Origin of the sequence: Pseudomonas sp. NPDC087803, from assembly GCF_044742995.1 — a bacterium.
In the GTDB taxonomy this organism is placed as follows: Bacteria; Pseudomonadota; Gammaproteobacteria; order Pseudomonadales; family Pseudomonadaceae; genus Aquipseudomonas.
In genome coordinates, this window is sequence record NZ_JBIUVO010000001.1 from 52829 (window position 1) to 67433 (window position 14605).

The 14605-nt window shown below is 59.9% G+C and carries 11 protein-coding genes; 1 reads left to right on the top strand and 10 read right to left on the bottom strand.

The features are described from left to right. Positions 1–42 precede the first annotated feature (42 nt). From ACIOUG_RS00250 to ACIOUG_RS00295, 10 genes are all read right to left on the bottom strand, one after another. Complete coding sequence (locus ACIOUG_RS00250) at positions 43–591, bottom strand: fimbrial protein (RefSeq protein ID WP_401061584.1); 549 nt, start codon at positions 589–591, stop codon at positions 43–45. A 243-nt stretch (positions 592–834) separates the two neighbouring features. After that, complete coding sequence (locus ACIOUG_RS00255) at positions 835–1608, bottom strand: OmpA family protein (RefSeq protein ID WP_401061586.1); 774 nt, start codon at positions 1606–1608, stop codon at positions 835–837. Between the two features lie 10 nt (positions 1609–1618). Continuing rightward, a complete protein-coding gene (locus tag ACIOUG_RS00260) occupies positions 1619–2026 on the bottom strand; it encodes a DUF4398 domain-containing protein (RefSeq protein ID WP_401061587.1) in 408 nt (135 codons plus the stop codon). Between the two features lie 279 nt (positions 2027–2305). Next, positions 2306–5947, bottom strand: a complete 3642-nt coding sequence (locus ACIOUG_RS00265) for a transporter substrate-binding domain-containing protein (protein WP_401061588.1) — start codon at positions 5945–5947, stop codon at positions 2306–2308. Continuing rightward, positions 5948–6574, bottom strand: coding sequence for a response regulator (locus ACIOUG_RS00270; RefSeq protein WP_401061590.1), 627 nt, complete (start codon positions 6572–6574; stop codon positions 5948–5950). Between the two features lie 139 nt (positions 6575–6713). Further along, positions 6714–7919 carry an EAL domain-containing protein gene (locus ACIOUG_RS00275; protein ID WP_401061592.1) on the bottom strand — a complete coding sequence of 402 codons (1206 nt, stop codon included), beginning with the start codon at positions 7917–7919 and terminating at the stop codon, positions 6714–6716. Positions 7920–8063: 144 nt separating this feature from the next. Next, positions 8064–9101, bottom strand: coding sequence for a fimbrial protein (locus ACIOUG_RS00280; RefSeq protein WP_401061593.1), 1038 nt, complete (start codon positions 9099–9101; stop codon positions 8064–8066). Continuing rightward, a complete protein-coding gene (locus tag ACIOUG_RS00285; RefSeq protein ID WP_401061595.1) occupies positions 9098–9835 on the bottom strand; it encodes a molecular chaperone in 738 nt (245 codons plus the stop codon). The genes ACIOUG_RS00280 and ACIOUG_RS00285 overlap by 4 nt, the downstream gene beginning before the upstream one ends. A 31-nt stretch (positions 9836–9866) precedes the next feature. After that, a complete protein-coding gene (locus ACIOUG_RS00290; protein ID WP_401061597.1) occupies positions 9867–12314 on the bottom strand; it encodes a fimbria/pilus outer membrane usher protein in 2448 nt (815 codons plus the stop codon). A gap of 82 nt (positions 12315–12396) precedes the next feature. Then, positions 12397–12930 carry a fimbrial protein gene (locus tag ACIOUG_RS00295; RefSeq protein ID WP_103483453.1) on the bottom strand — a complete coding sequence of 178 codons (534 nt, stop codon included), beginning with the start codon at positions 12928–12930 and terminating at the stop codon, positions 12397–12399. 372 nt (positions 12931–13302) lie between these two features. On the opposite strand from ACIOUG_RS00295, the gene ACIOUG_RS00300 reads away from it, so the two are divergent. Beyond that, complete coding sequence (locus ACIOUG_RS00300; protein WP_401061599.1) at positions 13303–14598, top strand: NRAMP family divalent metal transporter; 1296 nt, start codon at positions 13303–13305, stop codon at positions 14596–14598. Positions 14599–14605: the final 7 nt, after the last annotated feature.

Consider the following 14605-nt stretch of genomic DNA (forward strand, 5'->3'; position numbering starts at 1 on the left):
TGGCCGCTGCCATCCAGGACAGCAGCGGCGCATCAACAGGGCTTACTCGTAGTCGACGGTGAACGCCGCTTTGGCGTTGGCCGGACCGGAAGTCGCAACACCGGTAGCGATGTAGTTGGCGGTGAAACGCAGTGGCTGGGTCAGGTCCAGGTACGGTGCCGACTCAAGGCCCAACTGCACGTCTTTGCCAGTGGCGTCCTTGATCTGTACGGCGACGTTGGTCGCCGCGCCTGCATCCGGGGTGATGCCGATCCACTGACCGCTGGAACCGGCGTTGCCGCTCAGGGACAGGAACTTCACCGTGGCGCTTTTACCGGTGACGCTGCAGCCTGCGGCGTTGGTGTCGATGGTCAGGGTGAAGGCGCCGCCGCCAGCGACGTCGCCGACGTTGGCCAGTGCGGTTTTCGGTACGTTGCCCAGGCCTACATCGCCAGCGCCGGCCGAGCCGTTCAGGTCAGTCACGACCACCGGGCAGGTGTTATCGGTCACGGTGCCGACGAAATTGATTTCGCCGTCAGCCGCCATGGCAGCTTGAGAACCCGCAGCGAGAACGACAGCAGCAACCAGACTTTTGAGCGCAAACTTGTTCATAACATTTATCCAGATAATGAGGAGGCTTGTGAAACCCGCTCGGGCTTCATCCACTGGTGAATGGCTCACCGGGTTGCGGTTGGCCTTTCAACGAGGTTCATTATCGGGATGCGACAGGACAAACCCTGTAGGAACATGCCCGTCGCCTTGTAGGAAATTTCCTTGCGTGAGCGCGGGTATCACGCACAAAAAACCCGCTGACCGACAGGCGGAAAGCGGGCGTTTCAGCGGCTGAATCCAGCCTTAGTTGCGAGTGCCGACGACGGCGGCGCTGTTCGACACGATCACCTCGACCCGACGGTTCAACTGGCGGCCATGGCTGCTGTTGTTATCGGCAATCGGATACTGCTTGCCGTAACCGGCGGTGATGATGCGGTGGCTGTCGACGCCCAATTGCGCCAGGGCCGAAGCCACCGAGGCAGCACGGCGCTCGGACAGACGCAGGTTCAGTTCGTCGCTGCCGACGGTGTCAGTGAAGCCTTCGACGCGCACCTTGCGCTCCGGGTTGGCCGCGAGAAAATCTGCCAACTGCTGGAAGTTGCGCTGACTGCCGTATTTCAGATCGGCCTTGCCGGTATCGAACAGCACATCGCCGAAGGTGATGACCTGGCCACGTTCGGTGGGCTTCGCCTTCAGCGCCTGCAACGCCTTGAGTTGCTGGGTGCGCACATCCAGTTGCACCTGAGTGCGCTCGGCGGCGATGTTCTTCAGGCTCGCTTCGGCTTCGCGACCGAGAATGGTCTGCTCGGCCAGCGCGATTTTCTGACTGGCCAGGTACGCCAACTGATCGACGGCCGGGTCGCGGCGATCATTGTTCGACGCCGCGTCCGCCTTGTTCAGGGCGATGAACGCGTCTTTGGTTTCCAGTGCGGCCAACGTGTTCGATTGCGGCTTGGCTTGCAGCGCGCTGAACTGCGCGTGAGCCTGTTGCAGATGACTGTTGAGCGGCGGTGCGGCGCAACCGGCCATCAGGACTGCGAAAAGCGAAACGGCAGGAATACGTACTGAGTGTCGCATGAGTTTTTCCTTATTCGCCGGCGTTGGCCGATGGGGTGAAACCGGTGTCCGGGGCCTGCAGCATTTCCTGTTTGAGCACCTGAATACCGGCGCGGGACTGCTGCAACTGTTGCTGCCACTTCACCGCGCGCGCCTGGCGTTCAGCGAGGTTGGCGTCGACCTCGATCTGCTCGGCCAGAGTCCGCGCCTGTGCGAAATCGCGCTCGCCCATGGCCCGCTCCATGAGGAACAGCTTGTCCTGAGCGGCTTTCATTTGCAGCGGCGCGTACTGCGTGGCGTCTGCCGAAACGGCACGATTGACGGCGTTTTTCGCCAGAACAATCTGGTCGTCCGGTGCCGGCGCGCTGGCGCAGGCACTCAGCGCAGCGACCAGTGCCAACAGCGCTCCCCAGATACCTACCCGTTGTGTATTCGTCATCTACTGCTCCAGCCTGAAAAGTAATCCCGGGGAAACCACTCCCCCTGCGGATTGATGCTTGTGGTACTGCCTGTGCACAGTCAGTGCCGACAAACTATCCGAAGGCTGCAAGGCGCTCTGTAGGACGTTTCCCAAGCAACGCTTTGAAAAACAAAAAAAGCACGCAGGTTTGCGCCACTCCGGCCTCAGGCATGAGGCCGGTGTTTTTTGCGGGAAAGTGTCGGGAATACAGAGGGCGGGCGACGGGCAAACATCCGTCACCCTCAGGGTTTGGACGGATCAGGCGAGATAGTCGTCGAGGTGTTCGGCCAAGTGATCCATGTGTTGATGCAGGGCATCCACCGCCTCGGTCACCTGCGCCGAGTCCGCGCCGTTGCAGGCCGTTTCCAGCACCTCGCAACTGTGGATCAGCGCGTGGGCCTTGATGATCCGCGCCCCGCCCTTAACCCGGTGGGCGAGGTCCGCCAGGCCCGGCAAGTCATGCTTGCTGAACAACTGCATCAGTCGCGCCATGTCCTCGGTGTTGCTCGCAGCCAGGTCACCGAGCAGACTCTTGATCGACGCCACGTCACCACGGGTCAGTTGCTCCAGGCTTGCAAGATCCATCACCTCGGTGGATTCGGACACCGGCTCGTCACTGACGAGCACGCTCGGCTCGTCGCCCATCACCTGGCTCAGGCGTGCGGTCAGGCTCTTGAGGCTGATGGGCTTGAACAGACAATCATCCATCCCCGCCTCCCGACAACGATCCTTTTCTTCCGGCTGGGCGTTGGCGGTGAAACCGAGGATCAGTTTCGGCGTCAACCCGCGCGCGGCTTCATCGTCACGGATGGCCCGGGCCAGGTCGTAGCCATTCATGATCGGCATGTTGCAATCGGTGATCACCACGTCGAAATTGCCGTTGCGCCACGCCCGCAAACCATGAGCACCGTCTTCGGCGTCGACCACCCGGTGCCCCAGATAACTCAACTGCTGGGACAGCAACAGACGGTTGGCCGGGTAATCATCGATCACCAGAATATTCAGACGCTGGCCGCCGGCGCGGCTCTCTGGTTCTGCCGGCGGCAATTGCGCCAGCGGTTCGAGGGTGGTCAGGTCCAGCGTGACTTCGATTTGCGTGCCCTTGTGCAGCGCGCTGGTCAGGGTCAACTGGCCGCCCATCATTTCGCACAACGTGCGGCTGATCATCAGCCCCAGGCCCGAGCCGCTGCGCGCGGACTGGTTGTGGTTGGCGGCCTGGGTGAACGGGCTGAACAGGCGTTTCTGATCCTCTTCACTGATCCCGTGCCCAGTATCTTCGACCCGGATGACCACACTCAGGTGCTGATCATCGGCCTGTGGCTCGACCCGCACGCTCAGACGCACCTGCCCTTCGGCGGTGAACTTGATGGCGTTGCCCAACAGGTTGGAAATAACCTGCTTGAAGCGCAGCGGATCGACCAGCACCTCACGGTTGGCCCGCGCATCCAGATCCAGCTGCAACTGCAAATGTTTCTGTCGCGCCAGCCCTTCGAAAATACGCACCACCGATTCCAGCAACTCGCGCAAGTTGGCGCGCTCCGGCGCCAGCGACAATCGCCCCGACTCGATGCGGGCTATGTCGAGGATATCGCCGATCAGATCCAGCAAACCGCGAGCAGCGCCGGAAGCGACTTCGATGGCAAAGCGATCCATCACGCCTTGATCGGCTTTTTTCAGCGCCAGTTCCAGCATGCCGATCACCGCATTCATCGGCGTGCGGATCTCATGGCTCATGGTGGCCAGGAACGTAGTCTTGGCGCGGTTGGCGTCGTCGGCGCCCTCCTTGGCTTCGCGCAGCTCGGCGAGCAGGCGCTGGCGCTCGCTGACGTCGATCCAGCCGGCAATCATCCCGCTGACGTCGCCATTGCTGCTGCGATACGGCAGCATCCAGTGGTAAATCGTCAGCACCTGACCGTCAGCCATACTCAGGCTGCGATCCTGAATCTGTGGCAGGCCGTCCTGCATGACCTGCTGGTAATCACGGTGATAGGTCGCCGCTTCCTCCGGATTGCCCAGCACGCCTTCAAGTACCGTCTTGCCGATCACCTGCTCGCGCTCGACACCGAACACCTGCAGATAACCGGTGTTGCAGATCAACAAGCGTCCGTCACGGTCACGTACATAGATCGGATGCGGCGTGCCGTCGATCAGTACGCGCATGAATTCCACCTGATCGTTCAACGCCTGCTCAGCCTGTCTGCGCTTGCGCATCAGCATCCGCAGGTAGGCGATCCAGCCCAGTGCAATCAACAGCAATACGGCGGCTACGACGAAGCCCTGAATGATCGCTGTGCGATTTCGCAGCCAATAGCTGTCGCCCACCACCACTTCACTGCGCCAGCGGTTGGTCAATTCGTCCATTTCTTCCGGGGCGATACTCAGCAAGGCCTTATCCAGAATCGAATACAGCTCCAGCGAGCCACGGGCGGTGGCAAATGCGATCCGGGCATTCATCACCCCCACCGTGCTGGTAATGCGCAGGCGATCACGGTACTGACGGGAAATCATGTAACGCGCGGTAATCAGCGAATTGACGGCCGCGTCGGCCTCGCCGTTGACCACCATGGCCATGGCGTCCTGGGCATTATCGGCATCGACCAGGTGGATGTTCGGGTATTGCTCGGTAAGCATGTCGCGCGTGGCATTGCCGGTGATCACCGCCAGGCGTTTGCCTGCCATGTCGTCCAGCGTGCTCGGGCTGCCGGCGGTCGTGCGGCTGACCAGGACAAAGGGCGTGGCGAGGTACGGCCGGGTGAAGCGCAGGACATTTTCGCGCTCGGCGCTGGGCGTCAGGGTGATCAGCAGGTCAGCCTTGTTGCTGACGATCGATTCGATCATTTCGCCAACCGAGCCCACCCGCTGCACATCGAACTTCAACCCGGTGCGCAATGAAACCTTGGACAGCACGTCGGCGCTGATCCCGCGAAACTCGCCTTCCTCGCTATAAAACGACAACGGCAGGAAGCTGTCATCGACGACCACGCGCAACCGCGGATGCTTGTCCAGCCAGCGCTGCTCGCTGACGCTGAAATGCAACTGATGCTGGCCCGGCATGCTCGCGCCGCCGGCGCTCCAGCGGCGCAGGATGGTCATGCGCTCAGTGACCGGGATTTCCAGCAACGCGGCGTTGATGATACGCAACAGACGCGGGTTGTTGCGGCTCAGGGCGAAAGAGAAGTTGCTGACTTCCATGCGCGAAAAGTCGGCCAGTTGCACGTTGTTCAAGTAGTTTTTGTTGATCAGATAATTGGCACTGATCGCATCGCCGAGGTACACATCGGCCTGCCCGAATGCCACCGCGCCAAGTGCACTGAGGGTTGACGGGTACAGTTGCAGCTTCGCTTTTGGATAGAAGTGTTCGACGGCCTCCGGCGGCAAGTAGTGATAAAGCATGGCGACACGTTTGTCGGCCAGCTCCGGATCAAGGTTCTGGCTGTCGCCCACGCGACTGACCAGCGTTGGCTGATCTTCGGCATAGGCTTCGGACAACACCAGCTCGGGGTCGGCGGCTTCAAACTCGTTGGCGTTGCCCAACAGGTCGATGTCACCGGCCTTGAGCGCCGCCAGCACCTCGGCCCGCGAGGGGTAGCGCTGGACTCGGACCTTGACGTGCAACAGCTCGCCGAGCAGGTGGGCATAGTCGGCCGTCACACCTTCGTAATCCCGGCCATTGCTGGTGATACTGAACGGCAAGTAATCCGGCGCGGCAGACCCCAGCACCAACGTGCCTTTGCTGCGCAGCCAGCTCCAGTCGGCCTCATCCAGGCCGACGCTGTAATCGGCCACGCTGGAGCGCCCGAGCAGGTGCAGGGTTTGCGGCGCGGCGGCCCACGCCAGGCCGCTGGCCAGCGAGCAGAGCAAGGCAGCACCTGCCAGGCAATGTTTCAGAAGTCTGTTCATTCAGATGAGGTTGTTACGCTTGGCAAAGTCAGCCAGGTACACCACCGACTTGACGTTGAGCTTCTCGATCAGACGGGTTTTGTAGGTGCTCACAGTCTTGTTGCTGATCAGCATCGCGTCACCGATTTCCTTGTTGGTCAGCCCCATGGAAAGTTGCTGCAGGATCACCAGCTCGCGGTCGGACAGGCTTTGGATCAACTCCAGATCGGTGGCTTCGACATCGCTGCGCCGCACCGAACTGTTGGCCAGATTGGGGAAGAACGTGTAGCCGTCCATCACGGTCTTGATCGCCTTGACCAACTCATCCAGCTCATTGGTCTTGGAAATGAAGCCGGCAGCGCCAGCCTTCATGCAGCGCATCGAGTAGAACAGCGCCGATTGCGAGGTCAGCACCAGGATCTTGCTGGGCAGGCGCAACGCGGCGATACGCCCGAGCACTTCAAGCCCGTCAAGCCGCGGGATGGCGATGTCCAGAATGATCAGGTCCGGCAAATGCTCACGAGCCAGCTGCACGGCGTCGGCACCGTTGTCAGCCTCGGCGACCACTTCGAACTGCTCGTGCTCCAACAGCATCTTGACCGAAGAGCGAATGAACGGATGGTCATCCACAATCAAAGCTTTATACATGTAAACCCCTGTAAGACACGCCGGATGACTCCGGTGACAAGACGTCCATGGTGCAACGATGAACCAGCCGGCCAGTCGATAGCTCAACAAAAGTACACGAACACGACTGAATTGTAGGAAATTTCTGGAGAGTATCTGCCTAATCTGTCGGCACGTTCTGCGCCTCGAAGGCGGCTTGGTGCAACCATTGCAGCAGGTCGTGGCCGGACATCGGCCTGGCCAGGTAAAAACCCTGGCCGATCTGGCAGCCCATGGCGACCAGTGCATCGCGAATCTGCCGGCTGCTGACACCCTCGATCACCAGGGTCATGTCCAGCGAGCGGGCCAGTGCCAGCGTGCTGGCGACCATGGCGCGATTTCTCGGCTCGCTCAGGTTCTGCACGAACTGGCCATCGAGCTTGATCTGGTTGAAGGGCAATTGGCACAGCAGCTTGAGCGAGGAAAAACCTGAACCGAAATCGTCGATCGACAGACCACAGCCGAGCATGCGCATGTGCAACAGGTTTTCCTGTACTTGCGGATGCAGGTCCAGCAGACCGTTCTCCGCCAGCTCGAATATCAGCACCGAGCCGCAAATGCCATGGCGCTGCAACGCGCGCTGAATGTGCTCGATCAGACGCTGGCTGGACAGTTGCGAAGCGTGCAGATTGAACGCCAACTCCAGGGCGATTCCCTGCCGGCGCAGAATGCCGAGGATATTCAGACCCTGCTCGAAGACCTGCTTGAACATCTCGTCAATCAGATCGTACGCCAACACCGCGGCGAGAAAATCCTTGGGTAACAGCAAACCCTTGTGCGGATGTTCCCAGCGCACCAGAGCCTCGGCCCCGGCCAGGCGGCCATTGTTCATCGCGCGTTTGGGCTGGAACCAGCCACGGAATTCGCCCATCGCCAGACCCCGGCGCACCTCCTCCTCACTGGGCAACTCGGTGACCGCCAAGGCCTGCAACACAGGCGGCGGCGGGCAGCGGTAGCCTTTGAGCAGGCGATTCAGCGCACCCAGTTGCAACGGCACATCCAGTACACCGAGCAATTGCAGCCCGGAGAGGCTTGCCATCTGCCCCACGGCACGACGCAATTCCGGCTGGTGTTCGCTGAACAGGGCCACGGCCTTGACCAGTCCGATCGGACTTGCATAACGCAACAGTTCCAGGCAGTCGAGCCCCTTGCCCCCGAGATCACACAGGACAATATCGACGCCGCCGCTGCGTTGCATGGCGGTCATTGCCTGCTCGGCGTCTTCGGCTTGCAGCACCTCATGGATGCCGAGCTGGCGCAGCATCCTGGCCAGAATGTTGCGCTCGAACCCATGTTTTTCCATCACCAGAACACGTGGGGTGGTCATCGTCACCCTCCATTTTTGTTACAAAACCGAGGGCACAATGTTGGCGGCAACGGCAGCCTGTCGATGAAGGAATTATCCTTATGCGTTGTAGGAAATTTCCCAAGAAGACGACCGTCGACCTGCCAGACCAAGCCCCCATCAAACTCAGTGATAGACCACCTGCACCACCACGATGGCATTGAACGGCCCGACCTGTGGGTCACCCAGCGACACCATGGATGCGCTCAACGGCACGTCGATATGGCTCACGTCTGCGGCAAAACTGGCCAGATCGAACGGCTCGTTGATCGGCAGCAGGTTGTTTTTCGCATCGCGGATCTGAATGGCGAACTGGCTGTCGGCCGCCGGCAGAATGTTGTACTCGCCCTGCTGGTTGGCGGTGACTAACGTCGCGCCGATGTTGACCGGCGTACTGCAGTGCTTGTCCAGCGCCAGGCTGAACGGCCTCGTTGGGTTGGGCGGCGAAAAACCGGTAGCGGTTTTCTGCACCACGCCGAAATCGACGATGCCTGGCTCCGGCGTCACCGTGACATCCACGGTGCAGGCGGTGCCAACGATGTTTTGCAAACCGCTGAGCTGATAACGGAAGTTGCCGAACGGGTTGGACGGCCCGCCGTTCAGACCGTAGAGGCCGTCGAACTGGAATACGTCGTAGGTATCCTGCGTCGGACGCTGCAACGGTAGTAGTCCGCGTTTGCGGATTACCACCTGAAACGCGATGTTGGGGTAGACCATCGAACAGGCTTTAACTTCATCGGCGGTGCCTGCCGTCGGACATCCCGGAGAGACGAACCCGGTGTTGACGCCCATGGCCGGATTGGAACTCCAGTCGCCATCCCACGCCGTGACGCCTCGGTACACCAGACCGAACTCGATGCCCCATGGCGTGGCGTCCAGGCGTGCCGGGTTGCCGTAGAAATAGATCGGATCATTTTCGGCAAAGTGTATATCGTACGGCTTCCAGCACTGGGCCGGCACCACCTGGGTTCTTGAGCGCCAGATGATCGTACCGTCGGGCACACTGTCCGGCACCGATACCGGGCCGATGTACTCGCTCAGGTAGTCGCCATTGGTCATCGACTTGCAGAACAGCGCCATCGACGCCTGGGAAAACCCCAGCAGCAACGACGCGACGCACACTTGCAGCGCCTTGCGTCGATGCCGGCGCAACCAGCCCGTCATTTCTGCACGCCCTTGCACACGTTGGCGGCGCACTGGAACAGCGAATCAGTCTGACCACCGAAGTCGTTCATGTTCAGCACCCGCAAGGTGTTGAACCCGGTTTGGCTCAACGCAAAACGGGTATTGCTCATCGGTTTGAGCATCACCGTGTCGATCGGCATCGCGGTCTTCTCGGGTCCGGCCTGCAAACCGACGATGGTGATATGAAACGGCGTCGGGTTATCCACCAGCAACGCCTTGGCGGTCGGGTCGATCCTGATGTTCAGCCCCAACGCCAGATCAGCGCCCCGCTCTCTTTTCACTCCGCTCGGACGGTAGAACAGCTTGATTTTCGATTGCAGCGCAATCTGCATCGCGTTGACCGCCTGAGTCTTGGGCGGGATCTCGCGGATGTTCAGGTAGAACACCGATTCGCGATCCTTGGGCAACTCTGTATCGGGCAGTTTGACGATGCGCAGAATGGTGCTTTCCTTGGCTTCGATCCGCTGCAACGGCGGCAGCACCATGAACGGCGAGCTGATTTTCTTGCCGCTTTCGTCCTCGATCCACGACTGAATGACAAAAGGCAGTTCCGGGCTGCGATTGCCGACGGTGACACTCACCGACGGTGCGCCTTCTTCGAAAATCACTCGGGTACGATCCGGCACCACGGCGGCGTTGGCCAGCAGCGGCAGGCTCAGGGTCAGCGTCAGGAGCAGCGATTTGCAGCGCTGCAAGTTGGTTTTGCAATTCATAGGAAATCTCCGGAAAAGTCAGGGTGCCGCCCTACAGGCAGCGCAAGGGATGCGAGACATTGGTCACGACGTCTTCGACGGGCAGTTCGGCCAGGGAACAGCTTTTGCTGTCGTCCCAGCGCGCCACGAGGCGGGCATCGATTTTCACGCCCAAGAGGTACGTCACTCCGTCCTCGCCGACGATGCCCACTTCCTTGTTGGTATTGCTGTCCTGAATCGAGGCCCCGAACGGCACCGCACTGCCATCTGCCAACAGCAGCGTGACGAACGCGTTGTGCCCCTGCCCCGCGGGGAAATTCACGTAACCGATCGCGCCTTCGGTCAGCGCCAGACGTTGAATCGGGTTGCTGACTTCGGTGTTGAGCGGCAACTTTTCCATGTTGACCCGGGCCTCATAGGCCTGGAACGACGGCAAACCATCCATGACCGCGTAACCGTCCTGATTGGTTCGGGCGCGACCGGCAAACGCCACGTCCGGCACGCCGTCGGTGGACACCAGCAAGCGGGTGTCACCGTTCGAGCCGTTGCCGTGGGCCGCCACGCCATAGCGGGTCACCACCAGCGAGCTGTCGATCTCGCCGGTGGCCGAACTGTAGGTGCTGCCATCGGTGGTGACCGAGGCATTGGCGCGATAAGTCGAAGTCCGTTTGCCAACGTAGGCATTGACGTAGCGGTTGTCGCCGACGCCGCCGTACACCTGATAGTTCACGCCCTCACCGGTATCGTGGCTGTAACCGACGTTGCCGGCGTAACCACCCGAGCCGCTGTGCTGGATGTTGCTCGACATCGTCGAATTGCCGCCCAGCGGGATGGTCACTCCGAGGTAGATCTGCGAGTCGTTCTGCAAGGCATTGCGCGTCTGGTACGCCGACAGGTTGACGTTGATGTTCTTGACGTTGCCCAGGGAAAAACTGCGCGCCAGCGACACGCCGACCCGATCGGCATCCGGCGCATCCCAATAGGTGGAATGGTCGAAGGACAGGCTGGTGGACAGCCACGGAAAACTCTTGGCGAGGATCACCGAATAGCGCTGCTTGCCGGCGTTCATCGAGTAGGAATCAGGGTCGCCGATGAACTGCGAGAAGTTGGTGAAGGTCTTGTCGGAAAAGCGATAACCGAGGAAACGCAGGTCGGTGCCAATGCCATCGAAATGCTTGGAATAGTTGATGCGGTAAGAGTTACCGGTGACCTGCTCACCACTCCAGCGCAGCTTGGCGCGGGAGGTGGTGACGTCGGCCGACAAGGCGCCGAACGCGCCCAGATCCTTGCCCAGCCCGACGGCGTGAGCCAGATAACCCGAGGAAGCCAGCACGCCGCCATACGCCGTCCAGTCCTGGGACAAGCCGTACGCCAGTTCCGAAGCGACAAAACCCGGTTCGATCCCGCGCGCGCCGTCCAGCCGTGGCTGACCACCGGACAGTTTGTAGCGCAACTCGCCTTCGCGGGCGAGAAACGGCACCGCTGCGGTGGATACGGTGAATTTCTGCTCGGTACCGTCCTCTTCGCGCACGGTGACGTCCAGCGTGCCCTGGGCGCTGCTGTTCAGGTCCTGAATGCTGAATGCGCCCGGAGTCACGGTGGTGGAATACAGCACGCGCCCCTGCTGGGAAACCGTGACCGTCGCATTGGTACGTGCCAGGCCACTGATCAACGGCGCATAGCCGCGCAGATTGGGCGGCAACATACGGTCGTCACTGCTCAGGGTCGCGCCGCGCAGGGCGAAGGTATCGAACACGTCCGAGTTCAGGTAATCCTCGCCCACCGACAGTTTCGAGCGGATCGAGGGCAACGCGCGATAGGCGTACAAGCGGTTCAGTTGGAAAGCCTTGTCGCGGATGTCGTCGCCCTGACTGTCGTTGCGCAACTGAGCCTGATAGTCGGCGCGCACCCGCCACGTATCGAAGTTGAGGCCAGCCGTGCCGTAGCTCTGCACCGAGTTCGAACGAGTGGAATTGCCAGACGCCGAGGACTGGCGCGAGTTGGCGATCACCCGGTAATCGAGCAACGCGCCATTCAAGCCATTGCTCCACGCCGCCGGCGGAATGTAGTTGGGATCGTCGTACTCGAACGATGCCTGGGGAATGCTGATCGCCAGGCGTGCGAGATTCTTCAGGTATTTGATGCTAACGCCGGGCACGCTGGCCAGATCCACGCACTGCGCGTCCGCCGTACGCGGCAGGCTTGCCAGCAACTGCGGCTTGAGACCGAAGGTCTGCACCAGATCCAGACTCAGGCAGGCATAACTTTGCTGTGGGTCGGCGCCGGGTTTGAATTCAATCGAGCGCGTGCCGAAGTACCGTTGATTGACAGCGATATCCAGCAAGTAAGTGCCGGGCACGGTGTAGTCGGCATGCACAAACTGCCCGAGGCTGACATTCTTGTCGTTATCAATATTCAGAAAGTCCGAATTGAACTCGACAGCCTGAGCCTGGCTGATTGCCAACCAAAGAGAGGACAGAATGAAAGTGCGACGGTACAAGGGAGAAACCCTATCGAATAATTCAAGCGCAATAAAAAAAGGGGTTTGCACCCCTTTCTCTTACCTCACTGATACGGGCGTATCAGTTGTAAGCCACGGTGAAGTTGGCAACGCTGTCGGCTTCACCGGTAGTGACGGTGGCCGCAGTGGCTTCGTACATGGCGGCAAACGAAACGGTGTTGTTGCCGTTCTGCAGAACTACCGGAGCCACTTGCTCTTTACCGTTGTCGAGCATTTCGCCGGCGCTGGCCTGCAGACGGATACCGACGTTCTGCGCCAGACCGGTGGTGGCGAACAGCTCTGGAACGGTTGGATCCTGCACACCGGTGAAGGTGAAACGGGCGTTTTTCTGGGTCGAGGTGTCGCACTCGGTGAGGACGATGTCGAACTTCTCAGGGCTCGAACGATCACCGATGGCCTTGAAGGTGTTGGCAGGTACCTGACCCAGTGGAACGGTCTGGTCCAGGGAGTTGGCATCGATACCGCACGCGCCGGAAACGATCTCACCGGTGAAGCGAATAGTGCCCGGGTTGCCAGTAGGCGGAGTGGCGGCGTTCGCCAGGGAAGCCAGACCCATTACAACGGTAGCGGCAGTAACAACGACAATCTTTTTCATGACTGAATCTCGATGGGATAGTTATTTTTGAAACAACTACTCGCCCTTCTGAATTCACACCTGAAAATGCATTGAAAACACACCGTTGATTGTTTGACTTGTAACGGTCGGTGCTGACAGCGAATCTTTCAGGGCGACGAAATGACGAGTACTTCGTTCCGCTGAAAATGATCGCTGACAGCCACTGGCGAACATGTAGGACTCGTCACTGCGAGCTGTAGGAAATTTCCCGCTTAACCTGCCCGGGCCGGTGCACATCCGGGTATGCGTCTATAGTCAAACCCGTGGCAACGCCTCTTCAGGCGTTTCTGAATCCTGTTGAAAAAAACATCAATCAAAACAGGTGTGGCAGTTCTTCTCCCTGAGAAAAAAATGAACAATAAAACGCCCATCGAGAAGCCTGCGGTTGTCAGCCACGGTTCATGGGTAAAAAAACTCGGGCCCGGGCTTATCACGGGGGCCGCGGATGATGATCCCAGCGGGATTGCCACCTATTCGCAAGCCGGCGCACAGTTTGGCCTGAATACCCTCTGGACCCTGTTTTTGACGTTTCCGTTGATGGTCGGCATTCAGATCATCAGTGCCAGGATCGGTCGCGTCAGCGGGCATGGGCTGGCGACCAATATTCGAAGGCATTACCCTCGCCCGTTGTTATTCGGGATCGTCGCGCTGTTGATGTTTGCCAATACCATCAATATTGCAGCGGACATTGCCGCCATGGGCGCGGCATTGAAGCTGTTGATCGGTGGATCGCCGCACTTCTATGCCGTTGGCTTCGGCATCGTGTCCCTGCTGCTGCAGGTGTTCATTCCCTATAAGCGTTACGTGCGCGTACTCAAGTGGCTGACCCTGGTGCTGCTGGCCTATGTGGGGATCGTGTTTGCCGTGCACATTCCCTGGGGCCAGGTGGTTGAGCACACTGCCTGGCCTCAGCTGTCGTGGAAACCGGCGTACATCACCATCGTGGTAGCCATTTTTGGCACGACCATCAGCCCTTATCTGTTTTTCTGGCAGGCATCCCAGGAAGTCGAGGAATTGGAGGCCGATCCGCAGGCCCAATCACTGATCGATGCGCCAAACCAGGCAAAAGCCAACTTCACCCGCATCAACACCGACACGCTGATCGGCATGGGGATCTCGAATATCGTCGCGTTTTTCATCATGCTGACCACCGCTGTCACCCTGCACCTGCATGGCCTCACGGACATCCAGACGTCCGAGCAGGCCGCGAGTGCCTTGCGACCGATTGCCGGTGAGTTCGCCTTCTGGTTGTTCAGCGCCGGCATCATTGGCACAGGACTACTGGCGGTTCCCGTCCTGGCAGGTTCTGCGGCGTACGCCGTCGCCGGAACATTTCACTGGCGCAACAGCCTGTCGGCCAAACCCCTGGCCAACAAAGCGTTTTACAGCATCATCGCGGCGTCGACCTTATTGGGTGTGTTGATCTGCTTTGCGCCGATTGACCCGATCAAGGCGTTGCTGTGGAGCGCTGTCGTCAATGGTGTGATTGCAGTGCCGATCATGTTCATCATGATGTTGATGGCATCGCACCCGAAGATCATGGGCTCCTTCGTCATTGCGCCCGGGCTTAAAGTTCTGGGCTGGAGTTGCACGGCGGCGATGGCGGTCGTGGTCATCGGCATGTTCTGGGGCATGTTTGCAGCTTAGCGCCTGG

What these genes read in the sequence shown, in the direction of transcription:
- ACIOUG_RS00250 (WP_401061584.1), bottom strand. Translation starts at nt 591, where the DNA reads ATGAACAAGTTTGCGCTCAAAAGTCTGGTTGCTGCTGTCGTTCTCGCT.
- ACIOUG_RS00255 (WP_401061586.1), bottom strand. Translation starts at nt 1,608, where the DNA reads ATGCGACACTCAGTACGTATTCCTGCCGTTTCGCTTTTCGCAGTCCTG.
- ACIOUG_RS00260 (WP_401061587.1), bottom strand. Translation starts at nt 2,026, where the DNA reads ATGACGAATACACAACGGGTAGGTATCTGGGGAGCGCTGTTGGCACTG.
- ACIOUG_RS00265 (WP_401061588.1), bottom strand. Translation starts at nt 5,947, where the DNA reads ATGAACAGACTTCTGAAACATTGCCTGGCAGGTGCTGCCTTGCTCTGC.
- ACIOUG_RS00270 (WP_401061590.1), bottom strand. Translation starts at nt 6,574, where the DNA reads ATGTATAAAGCTTTGATTGTGGATGACCATCCGTTCATTCGCTCTTCG.
- ACIOUG_RS00275 (WP_401061592.1), bottom strand. Translation starts at nt 7,919, where the DNA reads ATGACCACCCCACGTGTTCTGGTGATGGAAAAACATGGGTTCGAGCGC.
- ACIOUG_RS00280 (WP_401061593.1), bottom strand. Translation starts at nt 9,101, where the DNA reads ATGACGGGCTGGTTGCGCCGGCATCGACGCAAGGCGCTGCAAGTGTGC.
- ACIOUG_RS00285 (WP_401061595.1), bottom strand. Translation starts at nt 9,835, where the DNA reads ATGAATTGCAAAACCAACTTGCAGCGCTGCAAATCGCTGCTCCTGACG.
- ACIOUG_RS00295 (WP_103483453.1), bottom strand. Translation starts at nt 12,930, where the DNA reads ATGAAAAAGATTGTCGTTGTTACTGCCGCTACCGTTGTAATGGGTCTG.
- ACIOUG_RS00300 (WP_401061599.1), top strand. Translation starts at nt 13,303, where the DNA reads ATGAACAATAAAACGCCCATCGAGAAGCCTGCGGTTGTCAGCCACGGT.